General features: G+C 70.9%; 20 protein-coding genes. 2 read left to right on the top strand and 18 right to left on the bottom strand.

Annotated elements, in window-relative coordinates:
• Positions 1 to 28 precede the first annotated feature (28 nt).
• From ACWC0C_RS25870 to pgsA, 14 genes are all read right to left on the bottom strand, one after another.
• Complete coding sequence (locus ACWC0C_RS25870; protein ID WP_449196701.1) at positions 29 to 577, bottom strand: adenine phosphoribosyltransferase; 549 nt, start codon at positions 575 to 577, stop codon at positions 29 to 31.
• The gene (gene secF / locus ACWC0C_RS25875; RefSeq protein WP_449196700.1) at positions 574 to 1,680 is read right to left on the bottom strand and encodes a protein translocase subunit SecF; all 1,107 of its coding nucleotides are present in this window, start codon (positions 1,678 to 1,680) and stop codon (positions 574 to 576) included. The genes ACWC0C_RS25870 and secF overlap by 4 nt, the downstream gene beginning before the upstream one ends.
• Positions 1,681 to 1,683: 3 nt before the next feature.
• Positions 1,684 to 3,468 (bottom strand): protein translocase subunit SecD, encoded by a 1,785-nt coding sequence (secD, locus tag ACWC0C_RS25880; RefSeq protein ID WP_450866165.1) that lies wholly within the window; start codon positions 3,466 to 3,468, stop codon positions 1,684 to 1,686.
• A 142-nt stretch (positions 3,469 to 3,610) separates the two neighbouring features.
• On the bottom strand, positions 3,611 to 4,114 hold the full coding sequence (gene yajC, locus ACWC0C_RS25885; protein ID WP_449196698.1) for a preprotein translocase subunit YajC: 504 nt from the start codon (positions 4,112 to 4,114) through the stop codon (positions 3,611 to 3,613).
• A gap of 189 nt (positions 4,115 to 4,303) precedes the next feature.
• The gene (gene ruvB, locus ACWC0C_RS25890) at positions 4,304 to 5,386 is read right to left on the bottom strand and encodes a Holliday junction branch migration DNA helicase RuvB (protein WP_449196697.1); all 1,083 of its coding nucleotides are present in this window, start codon (positions 5,384 to 5,386) and stop codon (positions 4,304 to 4,306) included.
• Positions 5,387 to 5,412: 26 nt separating this feature from the next.
• Positions 5,413 to 6,018, bottom strand: a complete 606-nt coding sequence (gene ruvA, locus ACWC0C_RS25895) for a Holliday junction branch migration protein RuvA (RefSeq protein ID WP_449196696.1) — start codon at positions 6,016 to 6,018, stop codon at positions 5,413 to 5,415.
• On the bottom strand, positions 6,015 to 6,554 hold the full coding sequence (gene ruvC / locus ACWC0C_RS25900) for a crossover junction endodeoxyribonuclease RuvC (RefSeq protein ID WP_449196695.1): 540 nt from the start codon (positions 6,552 to 6,554) through the stop codon (positions 6,015 to 6,017). Before ruvC ends, ruvA begins: the two co-directional genes overlap by 4 nt.
• 126 nt (positions 6,555 to 6,680) lie before the next feature.
• Positions 6,681 to 7,433 carry a YebC/PmpR family DNA-binding transcriptional regulator gene (locus ACWC0C_RS25905; protein WP_361692804.1) on the bottom strand — a complete coding sequence of 251 codons (753 nt, stop codon included), beginning with the start codon at positions 7,431 to 7,433 and terminating at the stop codon, positions 6,681 to 6,683.
• Positions 7,434 to 7,481: 48 nt separating this feature from the next.
• Positions 7,482 to 8,087: a pyridoxal 5'-phosphate synthase glutaminase subunit PdxT gene (pdxT, locus tag ACWC0C_RS25910; protein ID WP_449196694.1), complete on the bottom strand. Its 606-nt coding sequence runs from the start codon at positions 8,085 to 8,087 to the stop codon at positions 7,482 to 7,484.
• 21 nt (positions 8,088 to 8,108) lie between these two features.
• The gene (pdxS, locus tag ACWC0C_RS25915; protein ID WP_449196693.1) at positions 8,109 to 9,014 is read right to left on the bottom strand and encodes a pyridoxal 5'-phosphate synthase lyase subunit PdxS; all 906 of its coding nucleotides are present in this window, start codon (positions 9,012 to 9,014) and stop codon (positions 8,109 to 8,111) included.
• A gap of 126 nt (positions 9,015 to 9,140) precedes the next feature.
• A complete protein-coding gene (locus ACWC0C_RS25920) occupies positions 9,141 to 9,683 on the bottom strand; it encodes a hypothetical protein (RefSeq protein ID WP_449196692.1) in 543 nt (180 codons plus the stop codon).
• 716 nt (positions 9,684 to 10,399) lie between these two features.
• On the bottom strand, positions 10,400 to 11,563 hold the full coding sequence (locus tag ACWC0C_RS25925) for a glycosyltransferase family 4 protein (RefSeq protein ID WP_449196691.1): 1,164 nt from the start codon (positions 11,561 to 11,563) through the stop codon (positions 10,400 to 10,402).
• Positions 11,560 to 12,468 (bottom strand): phosphatidylinositol mannoside acyltransferase, encoded by a 909-nt coding sequence (locus ACWC0C_RS25930; RefSeq protein ID WP_449196690.1) that lies wholly within the window; start codon positions 12,466 to 12,468, stop codon positions 11,560 to 11,562. Before ACWC0C_RS25930 ends, ACWC0C_RS25925 begins: the two co-directional genes overlap by 4 nt.
• Positions 12,465 to 13,133, bottom strand: coding sequence for a phosphatidylinositol phosphate synthase (pgsA, locus tag ACWC0C_RS25935; protein WP_449196689.1), 669 nt, complete (start codon positions 13,131 to 13,133; stop codon positions 12,465 to 12,467). Before pgsA ends, ACWC0C_RS25930 begins: the two co-directional genes overlap by 4 nt.
• 296 nt (positions 13,134 to 13,429) lie before the next feature.
• On the opposite strand from pgsA, the gene ACWC0C_RS25940 reads away from it, so the two are divergent.
• Together ACWC0C_RS25940 and ACWC0C_RS25945 are read left to right on the top strand one after the other, a co-directional pair.
• Positions 13,430 to 15,631, top strand: coding sequence for an elongation factor G-like protein EF-G2 (locus ACWC0C_RS25940; RefSeq protein ID WP_449196688.1), 2,202 nt, complete (start codon positions 13,430 to 13,432; stop codon positions 15,629 to 15,631).
• A gap of 211 nt (positions 15,632 to 15,842) precedes the next feature.
• Positions 15,843 to 17,489 (top strand): hypothetical protein, encoded by a 1,647-nt coding sequence (locus ACWC0C_RS25945; protein WP_449196687.1) that lies wholly within the window; start codon positions 15,843 to 15,845, stop codon positions 17,487 to 17,489.
• 29 nt (positions 17,490 to 17,518) lie between these two features.
• On the opposite strand, the gene ACWC0C_RS25950 is transcribed toward ACWC0C_RS25945, so the two are convergent.
• The 4 genes from ACWC0C_RS25950 to ACWC0C_RS25965 form a co-directional block, all read right to left on the bottom strand.
• On the bottom strand, positions 17,519 to 18,076 hold the full coding sequence (locus ACWC0C_RS25950; protein ID WP_449196686.1) for an HIT family protein: 558 nt from the start codon (positions 18,074 to 18,076) through the stop codon (positions 17,519 to 17,521).
• A 67-nt stretch (positions 18,077 to 18,143) separates the two neighbouring features.
• The gene (thrS, locus tag ACWC0C_RS25955) at positions 18,144 to 20,120 is read right to left on the bottom strand and encodes a threonine--tRNA ligase (protein WP_449196685.1); all 1,977 of its coding nucleotides are present in this window, start codon (positions 20,118 to 20,120) and stop codon (positions 18,144 to 18,146) included.
• Positions 20,121 to 20,241: 121 nt separating this feature from the next.
• A complete protein-coding gene (locus tag ACWC0C_RS25960) occupies positions 20,242 to 21,486 on the bottom strand; it encodes a hypothetical protein (protein ID WP_450866171.1) in 1,245 nt (414 codons plus the stop codon).
• Positions 21,483 to 22,049 carry a DUF4365 domain-containing protein gene (locus ACWC0C_RS25965; RefSeq protein ID WP_449196683.1) on the bottom strand — a complete coding sequence of 189 codons (567 nt, stop codon included), beginning with the start codon at positions 22,047 to 22,049 and terminating at the stop codon, positions 21,483 to 21,485. The genes ACWC0C_RS25960 and ACWC0C_RS25965 overlap by 4 nt, the downstream gene beginning before the upstream one ends.
• Positions 22,050 to 22,180: the final 131 nt, after the last annotated feature.

Raw genomic sequence — 22,180 nt, forward strand, 5'->3', positions numbered from 1 at the left:
AGCCGAGGCCGCTTGTGCGGTAACGCGCTCAGACCTGGAGCAGTGCCTCCAGCGGCGCTCCGCCCAGCGCCGGCTCCAGCCGGGTCCGGCCGCCCAGGAAGCCGAGCTCCATCAGCACCGCGAGGCCGGAGACATCCGCACCGGCGCGCTGGATCAGCTGGATCGCGGCCTCGGCCGTACCGCCCGTGGCGAGCACGTCGTCCACGATCAGCACACGGTCACCGGCGGCCAGATCCTCCGCGTGCACCTCGATCTCGGCCGAGCCGTACTCCAGGTCGTACGCCTGGCGCAGCGTCGCTCCGGGCAGCTTGCCCGCCTTGCGGACCGGGATGAAGCCGAGGCCCGCGCGGACGGCCACCGGGGAGCCGAGGATGAAGCCCCGGGCCTCCAGTCCGACGATCTTGGTCGCGCCGGTGTTCGCGGCGATCTCGGCCAGCGCGTCGGTCAGCGCCGTGAACGCGGCCGGGTCCGCCAGCAGCGGGGTGATGTCCTTGAACATCACGCCCGGCTCGGGATAGTCGGCGACGTCCCGGATACGGCTGAGCAGCAGCCCTGTGATGTCCGCGAGCTCGGTCATCGGCGCTTCCCGGAGGGTCGGCCGCGGCCCCGGCTGCGGGACGCGGGCTGGTTGCGGGGGCCCACGACGGCGGGGGCGGCGTCGGAGTCGTCGTCGGACACCGTGCGGTCCGCGGTGAGGTCCTCCTCGGCGGCGGCCTGGGCGCGCTTGGCCAGGACCCGCTTGGTGAGGGCCTTCATCGCCGGCTCGCGCTCCTTGAGGTCGGCGACGAGCGGCGTGGCGATGAAGATCGAGGAGTAGGCACCGGCGGCGAGGCCGACGAACAGCGACAGCGAGATGTCGTTCAGCGTGCCGGCGCCGAGGAAGCCACCGCCGATGAAGAGCAGACCGGCGACCGGCAGCAGGGCGACGACCGTGGTGTTGATGGAGCGGACCAGGGTGCCGTTGATCGAACGGTTCGCGATGTCGCCGTAGGTCCAGCGGGTCTGCTTGGTGATGTCCTTCGTCTGCTCCTTGAGGCTGTCGAAGACGACGACCGTGTCGTAGAGCGAGTAACCGAGGATCGTCAGCAGACCGATGACCGTACCGGGCGTGACCTCGAAGCCGACGAGGGCGTAGATACCGGTCGTGATGGTGATGTCGTGGATCAGCGCGACCAGGGCCGCGACGGCCATGCGCCACTCGAAGGCGATGGCCAGGTAGATCACGACGAGCACCATGAAGATGCCCAGGCCCTCCCAGGCCTTGTTGGCGATCTGCTGGCCCCAGCTCGGGCCGACCAGGTCGGCGGCGAGCTTCTCGGGGTTGAGGCTCAGGTCCTTGGCCAGCTCCTGCTTGATCTTGTCGGACTGGCCGGTGTCGATGCCGGCGATCTGGATGCGCAGGCTGCCGTTGCCGAGCTTCTGCACGATCGCCTCATGGCCGGAGGCGTCCTTGGCGTAGGTCTCCGCCTGGGCCACCGAGGTGCTCATGCCGGTCGGCGTGGTGAAGACCGCGCCGCCCTTGAACTCGATGCCCATGTTCAGGCCACGCACCGCCAGGCCGAGGATGGCCGTGATGGTGATCAGGATGGAGATGCCGTACCAGATCTTGCGCTTGCCGACGAAGTCGTACGAGATCTCGCCGCGGTGCAGTCGAGCGCCGAGGTTGCCGAGTTTCGACATGGCTCAGGCCTCCTTCGGGTCGACAGAGCCGGCGGCAGGACCGGCGGGACGGCGGGTGCGGCGCAGCGGCGGCTTGGCACCCAGGCTCTTCGGGTCGAGACCGGACCACTTGTGGCCGTTCGCGAAGAACTTACGGCGGGCGAGGAGTGTCATCAGCGGCTTGGTGAACAGGAAGACGACGACGACGTCGAGCAGGGTGGTCAGGCCGAGGGTGAACGCGAAGCCCTGGACCTTGCCGACGGTCACGATGAACAGGACGGCGGCGGCGAGGAACGACACGAAGTCGGAGACCAGGATGGTGCGCCGGGCGCGCGGCCAGCCCCGCTCGACGGCGGGGCGCAGGGTGCGGCCCTCGCGGATCTCGTCCCGGATGCGTTCGAAGTACACGATGAACGAGTCCGCGGTGATACCGATGGCGACGATGGCACCGCAGACGGCCGGCAGATTCAGCGCGAAGCCGATGGCCGGGCCGAGCAGCGACATGATCACGTAGGTGAGGATCGCGGAGACGAGCAGGGAGGCCATGGCGACGACCGACAGGCCGCGGTAGTACGCGACCAGGTAGATCACGACCAGGGCGAGGCCGATCGCGCCGGCGAGCAGACCGGCGTGCAGCTGCTCACCGCCGAGCGCGGCGGTGACGGTGGTGACGGACTGCTCCTGGAAGGAGAGCGGCAGGGCGCCGTACGACAGCATGTTGGCGAGGCTCTGGGCGTCCTGCTGGGTGAAGCTGCCGGAGATCTCCGCCTGGCCGCCGGTGATGGCCTGCCGCACGAACGGGCTGGAGACGACCTCGCCGTCGAGGACGATGGCGAACTCGTTCTGCGGGTCCTGCTTCTGGGCCAGCTGGCCGGTGATGTCGGCGAACTTCTTGGAGCCGCCGGAGGTGAAGGTCATCTGGACCTGCCAGCCGGAGGCGCCCTGGGTGTCGAAGACGGCCTGCGCCTTCTTCACGTCGGTGCCGTCGACGGCGGCCGGGCCGAGCACGTACTTGTACCAGAGCTTCTTGATCTGGCCGCAGGCCACCGTGGGCTCACCGGGCTTGGCGGCGCCGCCCACCTTGGCGCGCTCGGCGGGCTTGGTGCAGTCCAGGGCGGCGTACTGGGCCTGGAGCTTGGCGGCGGCCGAGCCGCTGCTCGAGGAGGCCGAGGGGGTGGCCGACGGCTTGGAGCTGCCGGAGGCGGAGGTGCTCGGCGAGGGGGTGGAGTCGGCCTTCAGCGCGTCCGTGACCGCGCGGCCCTGGGAGGTCGCCGAGGCCGTAGGGGACGCGGTGGAGGACGAGGACGCCTTCTCCTTGGAGGAAGAGGCGGAGGGGCTCGTGCTCGGCTTCGGCGAGGAGCTGCCGCTGGGGGACGCGCTCGGCGAGGGGCTCTGCCCGGCGGGGACGCTGGGCTCGCTGGCCAGGACCGGGCGGAAGTACAGCTTGGCGGTGGTGCCGACCTGCTGCTGGGCTTCCTTGGAGTTGGTGCCCTTGGGGATGTTGACGATGATGTTGTCGTTCCCCTGGGTCTGCACCTCCGCCTCGGAGACGCCGAGGCCGTTGACACGGCGGTTCATGATGTCGACCGCGGTGTCCATGTTGGCCTTGTTGATCGCGGACCCCTGGTCGGCCTTCGCCTTGAGCGTGATGCTCGTACCACCGGCGAGGTCGATGCCGAGACGCGGAGTGGTGTTCCCGGAGAGGAACATGCCTCCGGTGAGCGCCACGATGGCGATCAGGATGAGGGCCAGCGAGCGCCCCGGCTTGCTCTGGGCACTCGCGCTCCGGCCCCTCTTAGGTGCTGCCACCTTCTCGTACTCCCTCTCGGGCCGCCCCGCGCCCGGTCGGCGCGGTCGGCCATGACATGGTGTCGGGCTGTCCGTGCGGGAAACAGACGCCCGGTGGTGCGCGGGGCGTGATTATGCCGCGCAGCGCACCACCGGGGCGTGACTACTTCGCGTCGGAGTCGCCGTCGGTCTTCTTCGGCTCGTCCTCCGCCTTGGCCTCGGCGGCCTCGGCCGCGTCGGTGCCGTCTTCGCCAGCGTCCTTCTTACCGAGGTCGACGGCCTTGTCGTCGGAGGCGGCGGCAGCGGGCGAGTCGGACTCGTCGGTCTCGGTGAGGGAGGAGGCGTCGTCCGGGACGATGTCGGCGTCGGCCTTCAGGTCGTGCTCGATGCCGTGGACGATGCGGTTGTACTCGTCGTCCGTGAGGACGGCGCCGATCGCGTTCTTGGCGAAGAGGAGCTCGACGCCCGGACCGGCGTCGAGGAGGACCGTGTCCTCATTGACCTCCTTGACCGTCGCGTACATCCCCCCGATCGTGCGGACACCGGAGCCGGGCTGCATCTCGTTCCGCATGGTGGCAGCCTGCTGCTGCTTCTTCTTGGCCGAGCGCGTCATCAGGAACATGGCCGCGATGAGCACGATGAAGGGGAGAAGGGTAAAGGCATTCACGGGACGGGGTTTCCTTCGCGCGACCGCGACGGAGAGCGGCCTTTTGGATGGGGGTGTGGTCGGCGCCGCCCGCAAGGGCGGCATCGGCGGAGTCTAAGCGAGTCCGCGTGCATGGAACAACGCTCAGCATGGCACCTGGGTTCCTGCCCGGGCCAATGCCTTGGCCGTCCCATAGCCATCATGGCCCCATCAGGTCCCGAACAGGTCCTGTTGTCCGTTTCCCCCGGTCGTGCCCCCGGTCGCCGAGTGGGGCGGGGTCAGGCCGAGGTGCGCCCAGGCGGCGGGCGTGGCGACCCGGCCGCGCGGGGTCCGGGCGAGCAGTCCCTCCCGGACGAGGAACGGTTCGGCGACCTCCTCGACGGTCTCCCGCTCCTCCCCCACCGCGACGGCGAGCGTGGACAGGCCGACCGGGCCGCCGCCGAAGAGCTTCAGCAGGGCCTGAAGGACGGCGCGGTCGAGGCGGTCGAGGCCGCGCGCGTCGACCTCGTAGACGGCGAGGGCGGCCGCGGCGATCTCGCGGGTGACCAGGCCGTCCGCCTTGACCTGCGCATAGTCGCGGACGCGGCGCAGCAGGCGGTTGGCGATGCGGGGCGTGCCACGGGAGCGGCCGGCGATCTCGGCGGCGCCGTCCGGCTCGATCTCGACGTCCAGCAGGTTCGCCGAGCGGTGCACGACCCGTTCCAGTTCGCGCGGCTCGTAGAACTCCATGTGCGCGGTGAAGCCGAAGCGGTCGCGCAGCGGGGGCGGCAGCAGGCCCGCGCGCGTGGTGGCGCCGACCAGGGTGAAGGGGGGCAGTTCGAGCGGGATGGCGGTGGCGCCGGGGCCCTTGCCGACGATGACGTCGACACGGAAGTCCTCCATCGCCATGTACAGCATCTCCTCGGCGGGCCGGGACATGCGGTGGATCTCGTCGAGGAAGAGGACCTCGCCCTCCTGGAGGGAGGAGAGGATCGCGGCGAGGTCGCCGGCGTGCTGGATGGCGGGGCCGGAGGTGATGCGGATGGGGGCGCCCATCTCGGCCGCGATGATCATCGACAGGGTGGTCTTGCCGAGGCCGGGCGCGCCGGAGAGCAGCACATGGTCGGCGGTGGCGCCACGCGCGCGTGCGGCGCGCAGGACGAGGTCGAGCTGTTCGCGGACCTTCTCCTGGCCGATGAACTCGCCGAGGTCCTTGGGGCGCAGCGCGGCCTCGACGGCCTGGTCCTCCCGGTCGGCGGACGCACCGACGAGCCGCTCGGAGGCGGGGGTGTCGGTGGTGTCGTCCCAGTTCATATGCGTGTGCCTCGATCGTCGTGGGGTCAGCGGGCGCGGTTCAGGGTCTGCAGGGCGGCCTTCAGCAGCTGCCCGACCTGCGGGGTACCGCCGGCGGCCTCCGCCTGGGGCGCCACGGCGGCAACGGCCTCGTCGGCCTCGCGGGTGGCGTAGCCGAGACCGATGAGGGCCGCGTGCAGCTGGTCGCGCCACCCCTGGGTGACCGGGGCGCCGACCGCGGGGGCGCCGACGGGTTCGCCGAGCCGGTCCTTCAGCTCCAGCAGCAGCTTCTGCGCGCCCTTCTTGCCGATGCCGGGGACGGCGGTGAGGGCCTTCTCGTCGCTGGTGGCCACGGCGCGGCGCAGCGCGTCCGGGGTGTGCACGGCGAGCATGGCCTGGGCGAGGCGCGGGCCGACGCCGCTCGCGGTCTGGAGCAGCTCGAAGACCTGGCGCTCGTCGTCGTCGACGAAGCCGTACAGGGTCAGCGAGTCCTCACGGACGACGAGGGAGGTGTGCAGCTTGGCGGGCTGACCGATGCGGAGCGTGGACAGCGTGTTGGGCGTGCACTGGACGGCCATGCCGACGCCGCCGACCTCGACGACCGCTGCGTCGGGGGCGAGCGCGGCGACCGTGCCACTGACGAAGGCGATCATGCCGTACGGCCTTTCGTTGCGTTGACGGTGTGGCGGGCGACCGCCTGCTGGAGCCGGTTCTGGGCGGGGGCGCGCCAGATGTGGCAGATGGCGAGCGCGAGGGCGTCCGCGGCATCGGCGGGCTTGGGCGGCGCGGAGAGCCGGAGCAGCCGGGTGACCATGGCGCCGACCTGGGCCTTGTCGGCACGTCCGGAGCCGGTGACGGCCGCCTTGACCTCGCTCGGGGTGTGCAGGGCGACCGGGATGCCGCGCCGGGCGGCGCACAGCATGGCCACGGCGCTGGCCTGGGCGGTGCCCATCACCGTACGGACATTGTGCTGGCTGAAGACTCGCTCTACGGCGACGAACTCGGGCCGGTGCTCGTCCAGCCACTGCTCGATGCCCTGCTCCACGGCAAGGAGGCGGTGGCTGAGATCGGCGTCCGCGGGCGTGCGTACGACACCGACGCCGAGCATGGTGAGCGGGCGGCCCGCGACCCCCTCGACGACACCGACACCACACCGGGTCAGCCCGGGGTCCACCCCCAGTACGCGCACCGGGCCCCTCCCTCCGATCGCCTCGATCACGTGTTTGTGCAGGCTATCGGGTCCCACTGACAATGACGGCGGGCCGGTGGGACGTGTCCCACCGGCCCGCCGGAAATCCGCTGAACCCGCGGAGCGTTACGCGTCGACCTTCTCCATGATCTCGTCGCTCACGTCGAAGTTGGCGAAGACGTTCTGCACGTCGTCGCTGTCCTCGAGGGCGTCGATGAGCTTGAAGATCTTCTTGGCGCCCTCCTCGTCCAGCTCGACCTGGACGGACGGCACAAAGCTGGACTCGGCGGAGTCGTAGTCGATGCCGGCCTCCTGGAGGGCGGTGCGCACTGCGACCAGGTCGGTGGCCTCGCTGATGACCTCGAAGGTCTCGCCGAGGTCGTTGACCTCCTCGGCGCCCGCGTCCAGGACGGCACCGAGCACGTCGTCCTCGCTCAGCTCGCCCTTGGGGACGATGACGACGCCCTTGCGGCTGAACATGTAGGACACCGAGCCCGGGTCGGCCATGTTGCCGCCGTTGCGGGTCATGGCGACGCGGACGTCGGAGGCGGCGCGGTTGCGGTTGTCGGTGAGGCACTCGATGAGCACCGCGACACCGTTGGGGCCGTAGCCCTCGTACATGATCGTCTCGTAGTCGGCGCCGCCGGCCTCGAGACCGCCACCGCGCTTGATCGCGGAGTCGATGTTCTTGTTCGGGACCGACTGCTTCTTGGCCTTCTGGACGGCGTCGTAGAGCGTCGGGTTGCCGTCGAGGTCGACGCCGCCCATGCGCGCCGCGACCTCGATGTTCTTGATCAGCTTCGCGAAGAGCTTGCCGCGCTTGGCATCGATCACGGCCTTCTTGTGCTTCGTCGTGGCCCATTTAGAGTGGCCGGACATCTGCCTGTCTCCTTCGCGTAACCAATCTCTGTACGAACGTCAGAGATCCTACAAGGACTCCGACGCCCGGTTGGCGCGCACCATGTCGACGAAGAGGGAGTGCACACGGTGGTCGCCGGTCAGTTCCGGATGGAACGACGTGGCGAGCGCGTTGCCCTGGCGGACGGCGACGATGTGACCGTCGTGCTCGGCGAGCACCTCGGCCTCGGCCCCGACGGACTCGACCCACGGGGCACGGATGAAGACGCCCTCTACAGGATCGCCCTCGACGCCCTTGACGTCGACCGCGGCCTCGAACGACTCGTTCTGCCGTCCGAAGGCGTTGCGGCGCACGATCATGTCGATGCCGCCGATGGTCTCCTGACCCGAGCGAGGGTCGAGGATCTTGTCGGCGAGCATGATCATGCCCGCGCAGGTGCCGTAGACGGGCATGCCGTCACGCACGCGCGCGCGGAGGGGCTCCATCACGCCGAACAGCACGGCCAGCTTGGAGATGGTGGTGGACTCGCCGCCGGGCAGGACGAGGCCGTCGACCTCGGCGAGTTCCTCGGGGCGCCGCACCGGCCTGGCCACGGCGTCGGCCGCGGCCAGGGCGATGAGGTGCTCCCGTACGTCGCCCTGGAGGGCCAGGACGCCTATGACAGGAGTGTTCATGGGGTTCGGTTACCTGTGTGCTTACCAGCCGCGGTTCGCGTAGCGCTCGGTCTCGGGGAGGGTGTCGCAGTTGATGCCGACCATGGCCTCGCCGAGGTTGCGGGACGCGTCCGCGATGATCTTCGGGTCGTCGTAGAAGGTGGTGGCCTTCACGATGGCGGCGGCGCGCTTGGCCGGGTCGCCGGACTTGAAGATGCCGGAGCCGACGAACACGCCTTCGGCGCCGAGCTGGCGCATCAGGGCCGCGTCGGCCGGGGTGGCGACGCCGCCGGCGGAGAAGAGGACGACCGGGAGCTTGCCCAGCTCGGCGACCTCCTTGACCAGCTCGTACGGGGCGCGCAGCTCCTTGGCGGCGGCGTACAGCTCGTGGTTGTCGAAGCCGCGCAGCTTGGCGATCTCGTTCTTGATCTGGCGCAGGTGACGGACGGCCTCGACGACGTTGCCGGTGCCGGCCTCGCCCTTGGAGCGGATCATCGCGGCGCCCTCGGCGATGCGGCGCAGGGCCTCGCCCAGGTTGGTGGCACCGCAGACGAACGGAGTGGTGAAGGCCCACTTGTCGGAGTGGTTGACCTCGTCGGCCGGGGTGAGGACCTCGGACTCGTCGATGTAGTCGACGCCGAGGGACTGCAGCACCTGGGCCTCGACGAAGTGGCCGATGCGGGACTTGGCCATGACCGGGATCGAGACGGCGTCGATGATGCCCTCGATCATGTCCGGGTCGGACATGCGGGCCACGCCGCCGTCCTTGCGGATGTCGGCCGGGACCCGCTCCAGGGCCATGACGGCGACGGCGCCCGCGTCCTCGGCGATCTTCGCCTGCTCCGGCGTGACGACATCCATGATCACGCCGCCCTTGAGCTGCTCGGCCATGCCGCGCTTCACGCGGGCGGTGCCGGTCTCGGGGGCCTGGTTCTCGGTGCTGGACACGGGTGACCTCACTGATGGGAAAGAGGATTTCTGCACCGACGAGGAAACGTGAGTGGACCAGGCCACAGCAAGGGCCAATGGCAAGCCGGTGGATCCTTTTCGTTCAGGGGAGGTTCCCCTGGGGGTTCAGGCGGCCCGCTCCACCAGGGCCACGGGGGGCTCGTCGTCCATCTCGAAGGCCAGCGGGAACGGGGCGTGGCCGGCCAGCCGGAACCAGCGGACCTTGCGGTGTTCGCGCAGCCTGCGGGCGGCTCCGACGGCGTCGTTGTGGAAGCGGCGGGCCATCGGGACCCGGCGGACGGCCTCGGCCAGCTCGTGGGCCGCCTCCTCGCCGCCGGGTGCCTCCCGTACGGCCTCCACCTGGGCCGGTTCCGCGAAGACCGCGCGCAGCGCCTGGCTCAGCTCGCTCTCCGCGACCTCGCGCTGCTCCTCCTCGGCCTGCCGGGCGGCGTGCGCGGCCTCGTACAGCACGATCGAGGCGGCCGGGTCCAGCACACCCGAGGTCGCGAGTTCCTGCGCGACGGAGGCCCGGCGCAGCAGCTGCGCGTCGAGCGCGGCCCGCGCGGCGTCCATGCGCACGTGCAGCCGGTCCAGCCGCCCGGCCGTCCAGCTCAGGTACACACCGATCGCGACGAGTGCGACAAGGATCCAGATGAGGGTTGCGGTCACGCCGGAAGGCTATCGGCTGCGCACACCCGGCCTTCACGGCAATCCCGCACCGGGTCCGGCCGCCCTCCAGCAGGCTGGGCGCGCCACCGAGTGCTGCTGCGGGTGCTCCGGCCCGGTACGCGACTGAGGCTGCGGGCGCGCCGCAGCGGCTCAGGACTACGGCTGTCGCCCGCACGGCACGGCACGGACACCGGGACCGCAGCGGACCGGTCCCCGCGGACCCCGGAAGCGTCCGGGCCGTCCTGTGACTCGCGGGCTGGGCCGGGGGCTGGTGGCCTGGGGCGGCCCGGCCGGGGCTGAGGCTCTGCCTGTTCGCGGTGGGCGGTGCCACTGTGGTGCGGGGAGGAATCGGGCTGGGCCAGGTGCAAGGCGGCCCGGCCGAGGCTGAGGCTCCGCACGGTCCGTGGTGGCTGGCATCGGCTGGTGCCGGGGGGAATCGGGCTGGGCCAGGCGCTAGGTGGTGGACCGGCCGAGACCAAGGATCCGCACCGTCCGCGAGGGCCGACGCCGGGTGGTACGGCCGGCCCCAGTGCGTCGTGGGCCGGCTGGCGCTGAGGCTCCGCACGGTCTGCGGTAGCCGGGGAAGGCTGGGACCGGGAGGGCGTGGCTGTGGTCGTGGGGTGGGTCGGGTTCGTGTCGGTCGGGTGTGTCCCGCGCCCGCGTTGCGGCACCGCTCCGGCCGATCGGCCCCTGCAGCCCGGACCGTGTTCGTGGTCTCAGTCGCGGGCGAGCCCGAAGCGTGCCCGGAGCCCCGTCGTGCGCTCGTCCGCGGCGACCGCTGCCGCGCCGGCCGTGACCGTTTCGTAGACGGACAGGATGTCCGCGCCGACCGTCGACCAGTCGAAGCGCCGTACATGGGCGCTGCCGCGTTCGCGCAGCTCGGTGCGGCGGGCTGGGTCCTCCAGGAGCCGTACGGCCACCTCGGCGAGTGCGTCGGCGTCCTCGTTGGCGAAGACCTCGCCCGCCTCGCCCTGGTCCAGGACCTGCACGAAGGCGTCCAGGTCGGAGGCGAGGACAGGGGCGCCCGCGGACATCGCCTCCACCAGGATGATGCCGAAGCTCTCGCCTCCGGTGTTGGGCGCGACGTACAGGTCGACGCTGCGCAGGAAGCTCGCCTTGTCCTCGTCGCTGATCATGCCGAGGAACTCCACGCGCGAGCGCAGCTCCTTCGGCAGGTCCTCGACGGCCGCCTCCTCGTCGCCGCGCCCCGCGACCAGCAGCCGGGTCTGCGGGCGGGCGGCGAGGATCTTCGGCAGGGCCTTCATGAGGACCGGCAGGCCCTTGCGGGGCTCGTCGATGCGGCCGATGAAGCCGATGGTGTCGCCCTGCCACTCCGGCTTCGGCTCGGCCTTCGCGAAGAAGTCCACGTCGACGCCGTTGGGGATGACCACCGCGTCTCCGCCGAGGTGCTCGACCAGCGTCCGGCGGGCGTACTCGCTGACCGCGATCCGGGCGCTGATCTTCTCCAGGGCGGCCTGGAGGATGGAGTACGCGGCGATCATCGCGCGCGAGCGCGGGTTGGACGTGTGGAAGGTGGCCACGATCGGGCCGGACGCCGCCCAGCAGGTCAGCAGGCCCAGCGAGGGCGAGGTCGGCTCGTGGATGTGGACCACGTCGAAGGCGCCCTCGTGCAGCCAGCGCCGTACCCGCGCGGCCGACAGGAAGCCGAAGTTCAGCCGGGCCACCGAGCCGTTGTACGGCACCGGGACCGCGCGGCCGGCCGAGACGACGTACGGCGGCAGCGGGGTGTCGTCGTCGGCCGGGGCGAGCACGGAGACGTCGTGCCCGAGGCGGAGGAAGTACTCGGCGAGGTCGCGGATGTGGAACTGGACCCCGCCGGGCACGTCCCAGGAGTACGGGCAGACGATCCCGATTCTCACGAGGGTCCCTTCGCGGGGTCGAGGTCGGCGAGCCACAAGCGCTGGAGCATGTGCCAGTCCTCCGGATGGTCGGCGATCCCGGTGGCGAAGGCGTCGGCCAGCGCCTGTGTCATGACAGACGTCTTCTCGGCGCGCGTACCTGACTCCGGTACCTCGATCGGGGGGTGCACACGGCCCTGCATGACGGGCGAGTCGTCGTACCAGAGCGTGACCGGCAGTAGCAGCGCGCCGGTCTGCTGGGCGAGCAGAGCCGGGCCCGCGGGCATCCGGGTCCGCTCGCCGAAGAAGTCGACCTCGACACCGGAGGCGGACAGGTCCCGGTCGGCGACCAGGCAGACCAGACCGCCGTCACGCAGCCGCCGGGCCAGGGTGCCGAAGGCGGAGCCGCCGCTGTGCGGCAGGACCTCCATGCCGAGACCCTCGCGGTAGGCGACGAAACGGTCGTACAGCGTCTCGGGCTTCAGCCGCTCGGCGACCGTGGTGAACGGCGTCTCCAGCTTGGTGGTGACCCAGGCGCCGGCCAGGTCGTAGTTGCCCATGTGCGGCAGGGCGAGGATGACGCCCTGGGGGGAGGCGAGCCCGTCGGTGAGGTAGTGCACGTCCTTCGGGTCGAAGCCCGTCTTTATGCGCTCGCGGCTCCAGGCCGGCAGCCGGAAGGACTCCATCCAGTAGCGCAGGTACGAGCGCATGCCCGCGCGGGACAGCTCGCGCAGGCGCTCCGGGCCGGCGTCGGGCAGCACGCGCGCGTAGTTGGACTCGAGGCGCTGTACGCCCTTGCCGCGCTGCTTCCAGGCGAGGTCGGCGATGGTACGGCCGAGACGGACCGCGGCGGGTTCGGGGAGCTTCTTGACGGTGCTCCAGCCGACGCCGTACAGCCCGTCGGTGAGCCGTTCGGCGGCGCTCACTTCGCGGCCTCGCTGGGGCTCTGCCGGGCCGCGGCGGCCTCGGCCTCCGCGGACTCGCGGCGCACGGTGACGACCCGCTGGATCAGCGTGACGAGGCTGCCGACGGCGACGATCCACAGGGCGATCGGCAGCAGCCACTGGATGCCCGGCACACCGAACTTGTGGAAGCCCGCGAAACCGGCCGCGACCAGCGAGATCACCAGCCGCTCGGCGCGCTCGACGAGCCCGTTGACGGCGACCGGCAGCCCGATCGACTCGCCGCGCGCCTTGGTGTACGACACCACCTGGCCGCTGGCCAGGCAGAAGATCGAGACGGCGCACAGGGCGTTGTTGTGGCCGTTGCCCGCGTACCAGAGCGCGAAGCCGCCGAAGATGGCGCCGTCGGCGACCCGGTCGAGGGTGGAGTCCAGGAAGGCGCCCCAGCGGCTGGAGCGGCCCAGCTGCCGGGCCATGTTGCCGTCGACCAGGTCGGAGAAGACGAACAGGGTGATCACGACCGTGCCCCAGAAGAACTCTCCCCGGGGGTAGAAGACCAGCGCTCCCGCGACCACTCCGGCCGTGCCGATGAGCGTGACCGTGTCTGGGCTGACCCCCCGCCGGATGAGAAACGCGGCGAACGGCGTGAGGACACGCGTGAAGAATGCACGCGCGTACTTGTTCAGCATGGCCTTCCCGACGGTCGGTGTCGCCGCGGCCCCTGGTGGCCTCCGGCTGGCCCATCGTAGCCACGCGCGTGCGTGCGTGACGGGCGGGCACCCACGGCCCGTGGCGCGAACCGGTATGCGCCGCCGTACGCGGGCGCGCGCGGCGCGATCGGCGGCCGTGGCTGTCGTTCGTATGGACGCAGCGTGACGGGAGTGGAAAGCTCGAATAACCGCGGGCGTCGCCGGAGCCGCCAGTGCACGCGGGTCCCGCACGTCCGCGCCCACACATGACCTCACCGTGCACGGGAGGCAGGATCATGGGCGACAAGACACAGACACACCACCCCGGGGCCGCCGGCAGGGCTCTGGAGGCCGACCAGCCCGCATCCGTACGGAACGTGGTGCTGGTCGGCCACTCCGGTTCGGGCAAGACGACTCTGGTGGAGGCCCTCGCGCTGAGTGCGGGGGCGGTGAACCGGGCGGGCCGCGTGGAGGACGGCGGAACCGTCTCGGACTACGACGAGATCGAGCACCGGCAGCAGCGCTCCGTACAGCTCTCCCTGGTGCCGGTCGAATGGGACGGCATCAAGATCAACGTCCTCGACACTCCCGGATACGCCGATTTCGTCGGGGAGCTCAGGGCCGGTCTGCGTGCGGCGGACGCGGCCCTCTTCGTCGTCTCGGCCTCGGACGGCGTGGACGGCTCCACGCGGATGGTCTGGGAGGAGTGCGCGGCCGTCGGGATGCCGCGCGCGATCGTGATCACACACCTGGAGGCCGCACGCGCGGACTTCGAGGAGATGACACGTACGTGCGCCGAGGCCTTCGGCGGCGACGACCCGGACGCGGTGCTGCCGCTGTATCTGCCGCTGCGCGGACCCGAGGGTCCCGACGGGCACGCGCCCGTGACCGGGCTGGTCGGGCTGCTGTCGCAGAAGGTGTTCGACTACTCGACCGGCGAGCGCAAGGAGTCCGAGCCCGGCGAGGACCAGCTGCCGCACATCGAGGAGGCCCGCAACCGGCTCATCGAGGGGATCATCGCCGAGAGCGAGGACGAGACCCTCATGGACCGCTATCTCGGTGGCGAGCAGGTCGACGTCAAGACGCTGATCCAGGACCTGGAGCGGGCCGTCGCCCGCGGCTCCTTCTTCCCCGTCCTGGCCGCCGCCCCCGCCGCCGACGGCGCCAAGCAGGGGCTCGGCACGGTCGAGCTGCTGGAGCTGGTCACCGGCGGCTTCCCGACCCCGTTCGAGCATCCGCTGCCCGAGGTCACCACCGTCGACGGCAAGGCGCGCCGGCTGAAGCCGTGCGACACCGGCGGACCGCTGGTCGCCGAGGTCGTGAAGACCTCCTCCGACCCCTACGTCGGCCGCGTCTCCCTGGTGCGCCTGTTCTCGGGCACTCTGCGCCCCGACCAGACGGTGCACGTCTCCGGGCACGGACTGACCGACCGCGGCCACGAGGACCACGATGTCGACGAGAAGGTCGGCGCCCTGTCCATGCCCTTCGGCAAACAGCAGCGCCCGGTGACGCACGCCGTCGCCGGCGACCTGGTGTGCGTGGCCAAGCTCGGCCGTGCCGAGACCGGGGACACGCTCTCCGCCAAGGACGACCCGCTCCTGATGGAGCCCTGGCGGATGCCCGACCCGCTGCTGCCGCTCGCGATCCAGGCGCACAGCAAGGCCGACGAGGACAAGCTCTCGCAAGGCCTGTCCCGGCTGGTGGCCGAGGACCCGACGATGCGTCTGGAGCAGAACCAGGACACCCACCAGGTGGTCCTGTGGTGCCTGGGCGAGGCCCACGCGGACGTCGCCCTGGAGCGGCTGCGCAGCCGCTACGGCGTCCAGGTCGACGTCGTGCCGCACAAGGTCTCCCTCCGGGAGACGTTCGCGAACAAGGCCGCCGGGCGCGGGCGGCACGTGAAGCAGTCCGGCGGGCACGGCCAGTACGCCATCTGCGAGATCGAGGTGGAGCCGCTGCCGGGTGGCTCGGGCATCGAGTTCGTGGACAAGGTGGTCGGCGGCGCCGTACCGCGCCAGTTCATCCCGTCCGTGGAGAAGGGCGTACGGGCGCAGGCCGCCAAGGGGGTCGCCGCCGGATACCCGCTGGTGGACGTGCGGATCACGCTGCTGGACGGCAAGGCGCACTCGGTGGACTCCTCCGACGCCGCCTTCCAGACCGCGGGCGCCCTGGCACTGCGCGAGGCCGCGGCCGACGCGAAGATCCATCTGCTGGAGCCGGTGGCCGAGGTGTCCGTGCTGGTCGGCGACGACTACGTGGGCGCGGTGATGAGCGACCTGTCCAGCCGGCGCGGGCGGTTGCTCGGCACCGAACAGGTGGGCTCGGGGCGGACCCTGATCCGGGCCGAGGTGCCCGAGTTCGAGATCGGCCGGTACGCCGTGGACCTGCGCTCGCTGTCGCACGGCACGGCCCGTTTCGACCGCTCCTACGCCCGGCACGAGCCGATGCCGCCGCAGATCGCCGAACGGATCCGCGAACAGGCGGGCGAGAACGGGTAGTTCACCACTTCGCGCCGGGAGCGCGGGCGGGCGGCTTCGGCCGTCCGCCCGCGGGTTGTCGGTGGCGGCGGATACGCTGATCACCTGATCGCGTCGTGCCGCAGTCGTCCGGTGGTGACGGGTAATCGACGCGTCGGCCTGTTCAACAGGTGTGCGGAGCGAGGAAGTCGGGAAGGCCGCAGAAGCGAAACCGGCGGCGATGGGGGCGGGAATGTCGTTGGGAACGGAGTGGGACGGGCCCCAGGTACCCGTCTCGGGCGACGCGAGTCAGGCGGCGACGGCCGCGCTGGCCTCCGCGGCATACCGGGACAGCCCGATGGACGAGATCAAGAAGGCCGACAACGAATGGCACCAGACGACCGTCAATACCGGCCGGATCGCGCTGCTGCGGCCCAACCTCGGTGAGGCGTTCTCGCGGGCCGTGGTCGCCCGGATGCTCGCTCCCGGCCGCAAGCCGCTCATCCAGTCCTTCGGCTCCGAGCCCCAGTTCGTCGTCGAGCACTGCCTCGCGGCCAACAACATCCGCCGGGAGCGCGACAACCGTCTGACGGCCGTCACCGTCCTGTGCGGAGTGCTGTTCCTGCCCGGACTGATCGCCTGGCTGCTGGTCTTCCAGCTGCGCACGTTCGTCGCCAAGCGCGACGACAAACGGGTCGGCGCGCTCGCCACCGCCCTGCTCCTCGGTGTCGGCGTGCTCGCCGCGCTGTTCCTGATCAAGATGCCGTTCCACGGCTTCTGGGCGTGGTATGCCCGGGCGTGCGTCGTCGTGCCCGTGCTGGGCTGGTTCTGGGCCAAGCGGATCTGCGAGAGCACGGCCAAGGACCTACGGGCCCGCTGGGGCGGCCTGCTCTCGGGCACCAGCGTCGGCGCCAAGGTCCCCGAGGCCGTGCCGAGCGGTCCGAACCAGACCGCCGCCGAGGAACTGCGCCAGTCGCTGGCCCGGCTCGGCGCCGAGCAGCAATCCAACTCGGTCTTCTACGCAGGCCCCAAGGGCATACTCGGCATGGGCACCCGCTGGGGTTCCTGGCAGCTCGCCGAGGACCTGGTGGCCGCCGACCCGACCCGGGAGATCCACCCCTTCCGCAGCTGGGACGTCATACGCGCGATCCACGACCAGCTCGCCCTGCTGGAGCGCGGCCCGCTGAACACCGGCGGCTTCCCCAAGGCATCCATCAAGCACTGGATCGTCACGCCGATCGGTGAGAAGGCCGCTGAGGTGTCCCGGCCCGAGGGCACCGACGTCGAGGCCTTCCAGGTCAAGCCGCACGCGATACAGGAGATCTGCAACAAGCAGCAGTTCGGCAGCGGCGACCGGCACTATCTGGGTGTGCAGTGGACGCTGTGGGACGGGCAGCTGGTCATCACCATGCTGATCACCGTGACCGTGCTGCACGAGACGCTGCGCATCGAGGTCACCGGGCACGCGCTGGGACCGGTGAACCCCCTGTTCACCTCCAAGCCGGAGCCGCCGAGCAAGGAGGTCGCCAAGTCGCTCAAGCCCTGGGAGACCCGGAAGGTCATGCTGCCCCTGGTCACCACCGACGAGGTGGTACGGCTCGCGACGCGCGCCCCGCTGAGCTGGTATCCGCCGCTGCTCAACTGGCTCGGCGGCTCGGTGACCCTGCCTGAGCCGTTCGGCCTGCGGCACGCCTGGGCCGACCAGCCGTGGCGGCACCGCTTCATGGCCGACGACGCGCTGCGCGCGGCCACGCCGGTGCTACGGGTGGTGCACTCGGCGGCGATCAGGGTGCTGGAGGAGAACGGCGTGGACACGGAGAAGTTCGGGACGCGGTCCGGCATCCTCAGCGGGCTGGTGCAGGATGTGGCGCCCAGGAAAGCCGACCTGTACGACGCGTGAGCGGTGCCCTCGGCAGAGCGCACCCGGGCCTATGCCGGCCAGGCCTCGGCCAGCATCTTCCTGGTGTCGGCCAGAAGCTGCGGCAGCACCTTCGTGTGGCCCACGACCGGCATGAAGTTCGTGTCGCCGCCCCAGCGCGGCACGATGTGCTGGTGCAGGTGGGCGGCGATACCGGCGCCCGCGACCGTGCCCTGGTTCATGCCGATGTTGAAGCCGTGCGCGCCGGAGGCGGTACGCAGGGCCGTCATCGCCTGCTTGGTCAGCTCGGCCAGCTCGGCGGTCTCCGGCCCGGTCAGCTCGGTGTAGTCGGCGACGTGCCGGTACGGCACGGTCATCAGGTGGCCGCCGTTGTACGGGTAGAGGTTGAGGACGGCGTACACATGCTCCCCGCGCCGGACGATCAGTCCGTCCTCGTCGGACTTGGCCGGGATCGAGCAGAAGGGGCAGCCGTCGTCGGCCCCCGGACCGGTCGGCTTGTTCTCGCCCTGGATGTAGGCCATCCGGTGGGGCGTCCACAGGCGCTGGAACGCGTCCTGCGTCCCCACTCCGATCTGCTGCTCCGGCTCACTCGTCATGCTGTGCAGCATATGGCGTCCCGCCTGCGGACAGGGAAGGCCCCCGGGGAGAACCCCGGGGGCCTCGGAATCAGGCGGTTCAGACCTGGGCCCGCTCCACCACGACTTGAGCGATCTTGGCGATGGCCTCGTCGAAGGGGATGCCGTTCTCCTGGGAGCCGTCGCGGTAGCGGAAGGACACCGAGCCGTTCGACATGTCCTCGTCGCCCGCGATGACCATGAAGGGCACCTTCTGCTTCTGGGCGTTGCGGATCTTCTTCTGCATACGGTCCGAGGAGGAGTCCACCTCGACGCGCAGGCCCTTCTTCCGGGCCGCCGCCGCGAACTTCTGCAGGTACTCCACGTGCGCGTCGCCGATCGGGATGCCCAGCGCCTGCACCGGCGCCAGCCACGCCGGGAACGCGCCCGCGTAGTGCTCCAGGAGCACCGCGAAGAAGCGCTCGATCGAGCCGAAGAGGGCTCGGTGGATCATCACCGGGCGCTGCTTCGAGCCGTCCGGGCCCGTGTACTCCAGGTTGAACCGCTCGGGCAGGTTGAAGTCGAGCTGGATGGTCGACATCTGCCAGGTACGGCCGATCGCGTCCTTGGCCTGCACGGAGATCTTCGGGCCGTAGAAGGCGGCGCCGCCCGGGTCCGGGACGAGGGGCAGGCCCTGCTTCTCGGCGACCTGGCGCAGGGTCTCGGTCGCCTCCTCCCAGACCTCGTCGGAACCGACGAACTTCTCCGGGTCCTTGGTGGACAGCTCCAGGTAGAAGTCGGTCAGGCCGTAGTCGCGCAGCAGGCCGAGGACGAAGGTGAGCGTCTTGTCCAGCTCCTCGGACATCTGCTCACGGGTGCAGTAGATGTGCGCGTCGTCCTGCGTGAAGCCGCGGGCGCGGGTCAGGCCGTGCACGACGCCCGACTTCTCGTACCGGTACACGGTCCCGAACTCGAAGAGACGCAGCGGCAGTTCGCGGTAGGAGCGGCCGCGCGCGTCGAAGATCAGGTTGTGCATCGGGCAGTTCATGGGCTTGAGGTAGTAGTCCACGCCCTCGTCGAGCTGCATGGGCGGGTACATGCCCTCGGCGTACCAGTCCAGGTGCCCGGACGTCTCGAAGAGCTTCCCCTTCGTGGCGTGCGGGGTGTAGACGAACTCGTAGCCCTCTTCCTCGTGGCGGCGGCGCGAGTAGTCCTCCATGACCCGGCGGACGATGCCGCCCCTGGGGTGGAAGACGGCGAGGCCGGAGCCGATCTGCTCGGGGATGGAGAAGAGGTCCAGTTCGGTGCCGAGCTTGCGGTGGTCGCGCTTCTCGGCCTCGGCGAGGAAGTCCAGGTAGCCCTTCAGCTCGTCCTTGGACGGCCAGGCGGTGCCGTAGATGCGCTGCAGCATCGGGTTCTTCTCGCTGCCGCGCCAGTAGGCGGCCGCGTTGCGCATCAGCTTGAACGCCGGGATCAGGCGGGTGGAGGGCAGGTGCGGACCGCGGCAGAGGTCCTTCCAGCACAGCTCGCCGGTCTTGGCGTCCAGGTTGTCGTAGATCGTCAGCTCGCCGGCGCCGACCTCGACGTCCGCGCCGTCGTCGTGCGAGGCCGAGCCCTTGAGGCCGATCAGCTCCAGCTTGTACGGCTCGTCGGCCAGCTCCTCGCGGGCGGCCTCGTCGGTCACCACACGGCGGGCGAACTTCTGCCCCCGCTTCTGGATCTCCTGCATCTTCTTCTCGATGGCCTTGAGATCCTCGGGCGTGAACGGCTTCTCGACGTCGAAGTCGTAGTAGAAGCCGTCCTTGACGGGCGGGCCGATGCCCAGCTTCGCCTCGGGGAACAGCTCCTGCACGGCCTGGGCCATGACGTGCGCGGTGGAGTGGCGCAGGATGTTCAGGCCGTCCTCGGACGAGATCTCTACACCCTCGACCTCGTCACCCTCGGACAGCTCGTGGGCGAGGTCCTTCAGCTCACCGCCCACGCGCGCGGCGATGATCGAGCGCTCGCCCGCGAAGAGGTCGGCGGCCGTAGTGCCCGTCGTCACCACGCGTTCTTCCCGCTCGGAATCGCGTTGGATGATCACACGGACGTCTGACACCGGTCTCTCCTGACTGAAGGTGGGGTGCGGCGCCGTACCAGGAACGCGCGCACAGGCGATCGTACCGACCCCACGGCACCGACCGCGAAACGGTCACCCTCAGTCCCCTGTCCGATACTGCTCAGTCCTCGTCCCCGTACTCTCCCGGCTCCCTGTCCCCGCACGCCTCCTCGAAGAAGTCGAGGTTCTCCTGCAGGGACTTCAGCAGCCGGTCCCGCTCCCCCTCGTCGACCTGCACGGGTACGACCCCGGAGGCGCCGGTGAGCCGGCGGAAGCCGCCCCGGCGCTCCAGCCGGCCGTGCACGCGCACCGGCAGGCCGACGAGGTGGGCGTGGCCTGCGATGCGGTAGTCCTCCTCGTCCAGGGTGACGCGGACGTGCGGCACGTCCGCACCGGTGAGGACGCGCAGCCGTACGGTGCCCTCGCCGCCGGGGCCGGAGCGGCGCATGCGGACGACGGCGCCGGTGATGCGGACCGGCACGGAGGGTTCCTCGCGCAGATAGCGGGCGGCGGCCTCGCGCAGGACGGGCAGGTCGCCGGGTGAGAACTCGACGGGTTCGGCCGAGGGGGCGCAGCCCTCGGGGACGCCGGCGCCCGGCGCCCAGGCGACGGCGATCCGGGCGCCCTCGGTGCCCCGGACGAGCACGGCCAGCGCCTCGGTCAGCTCGCGGCTGACTCCGGCCTCGACGGCGCCGTCGAAGGCGTCCATGCCGCCGGTGGCCCGCTGGTAGTCGATGGCCTCGCGGGCCGCGTACAGCGCCTGGTGGAGGCGGACGGCGAGGGAGCGGCCGGTGGGCACGGGCACGAAGGCGGTGAGGTGGCGTCCCTCGGCGGAGGGGCCGACGAGGACGTCGTCCAGGAGGGCGGCGGCGGCGCGGCGGTGGCGGGCGCCGTAGTAACCGGCACGCGCGCGTGTGGCGAGGGCGGCGGCGAGCAGCATCTGCCGGGCGGCGCCGCGCAGTTGCTCGTCCGCGGTCCAGGGCGCGGCGCCGACCGGTCCGCTCGGGGTGTCCCGTCGCCAGCGGATCTCGTCGCTGGGTACGGCGAGGGAGATCAGCACCTCGCGGGCGGCGGGCGTCTCGCTGCGGGCGAGGGCGTCGAGGGCCTCGCCGAGCAGGTCCTCGCTGTCGGGGAAGGCCCGGCTCTCCGGCACCAGCAGGCTGGTCCCGCCACCGCCCGGCCCCGGCGGGGTCCAGCGGCCGTAGCGTCCCGGGGCTCCGCCGCGCCGCTGCCAGCCGTGCCGGTGCAGCAGGGCGCCGAGCACGGCGGGGTCGACCTGGGCGGGGTCGGGGGGCCGGTGCCAGGCGAGGTCGTCCGGATGCGGCCGGACCTGGCGTGGCAGCTCCTCGTAGGGGCGGATCCTCATGGCCTGCCTCCCGTCCCGACCCGCGTCATGATCTCGCACAGCGCCCGGTCGTCGAAGATGCGCGAGGTCGGGATCCGCACGGTGGTCCGGTTCCGGCCGGTGATGGGGTGGCCGGCCAGGTTCACCCAGTAGCAGCAGTGCCTGAGGTCGAGCCGGTCGTGGCTGGCGCGCAGCCAGTCGTCCTGCGAGCGCGGGACGAGCATGACGACCAGGACCTTGTGCACCGAGACCGGGGTGCGGGCGAGCTTGCGCAGGTGGTCGTTGTCGAGGGTGAAGGAGAAGTGGCGCCCCGGAGGGTTCGGCGCGACCTGGTACGTGGCCTTCAGCTGCACCTTGATCGTGACCTCGTCGTCGACGGTGTGTCCGGGCGCGCTGTGACTGACGTGCCAGTCGATGCCGTTGTCCGGGAAGGGCTGGGACAGCGAGCAGCCGGCCGCGGCGGCGACCGCGTGCAGATAGCCGACCTGCAGTGTCTCCATGCAGGCGGTGGTGGCGAGCGTGCCGCGGAGGGGGCCCGCGCGATCGGGCAGCAGCCCGCCCCGCTCGGGCTGCGCTATGGCCATGACCAACAGCCTTCCAGGCAATGAGTGTCCCCGCTGCGGGCCGCTGAACTGCAAAGACCCGTACTCCTGTTGTCTCCTCGCGGCGTACGGCGCAAACGGCCCGGGTATCACCAAACGGGCAGAAGACGGAA

The sequence above is a fragment of the Streptomyces sp. NPDC001709 genome (assembly GCF_053596375.1).

Bases quoted from the DNA above. Each gene is read 5' to 3' on its own strand.
- ACWC0C_RS25870 (WP_449196701.1), bottom strand. From the start codon at position 577: ATGACCGAGCTCGCGGACATCACAGGGCTGCTGCTCAGCCGTATCCGG.
- secF (WP_449196700.1), bottom strand. From the start codon at position 1,680: ATGTCGAAACTCGGCAACCTCGGCGCTCGACTGCACCGCGGCGAGATC.
- ruvB (WP_449196697.1), bottom strand. From the start codon at position 5,386: ATGAACTGGGACGACACCACCGACACCCCCGCCTCCGAGCGGCTCGTC.
- ruvA (WP_449196696.1), bottom strand. From the start codon at position 6,018: ATGATCGCCTTCGTCAGTGGCACGGTCGCCGCGCTCGCCCCCGACGCA.
- ACWC0C_RS25905 (WP_361692804.1), bottom strand. From the start codon at position 7,433: ATGTCCGGCCACTCTAAATGGGCCACGACGAAGCACAAGAAGGCCGTG.
- pdxT (WP_449196694.1), bottom strand. From the start codon at position 8,087: ATGAACACTCCTGTCATAGGCGTCCTGGCCCTCCAGGGCGACGTACGG.
- pgsA (WP_449196689.1), bottom strand. From the start codon at position 13,133: ATGCTGAACAAGTACGCGCGTGCATTCTTCACGCGTGTCCTCACGCCG.
- ACWC0C_RS25940 (WP_449196688.1), top strand. From the start codon at position 13,430: ATGGGCGACAAGACACAGACACACCACCCCGGGGCCGCCGGCAGGGCT.
- ACWC0C_RS25945 (WP_449196687.1), top strand. From the start codon at position 15,843: ATGTCGTTGGGAACGGAGTGGGACGGGCCCCAGGTACCCGTCTCGGGC.
- ACWC0C_RS25950 (WP_449196686.1), bottom strand. From the start codon at position 18,076: ATGCTGCACAGCATGACGAGTGAGCCGGAGCAGCAGATCGGAGTGGGG.
- ACWC0C_RS25960 (WP_450866171.1), bottom strand. From the start codon at position 21,486: ATGAGGATCCGCCCCTACGAGGAGCTGCCACGCCAGGTCCGGCCGCAT.
- ACWC0C_RS25965 (WP_449196683.1), bottom strand. From the start codon at position 22,049: ATGGCCATAGCGCAGCCCGAGCGGGGCGGGCTGCTGCCCGATCGCGCG.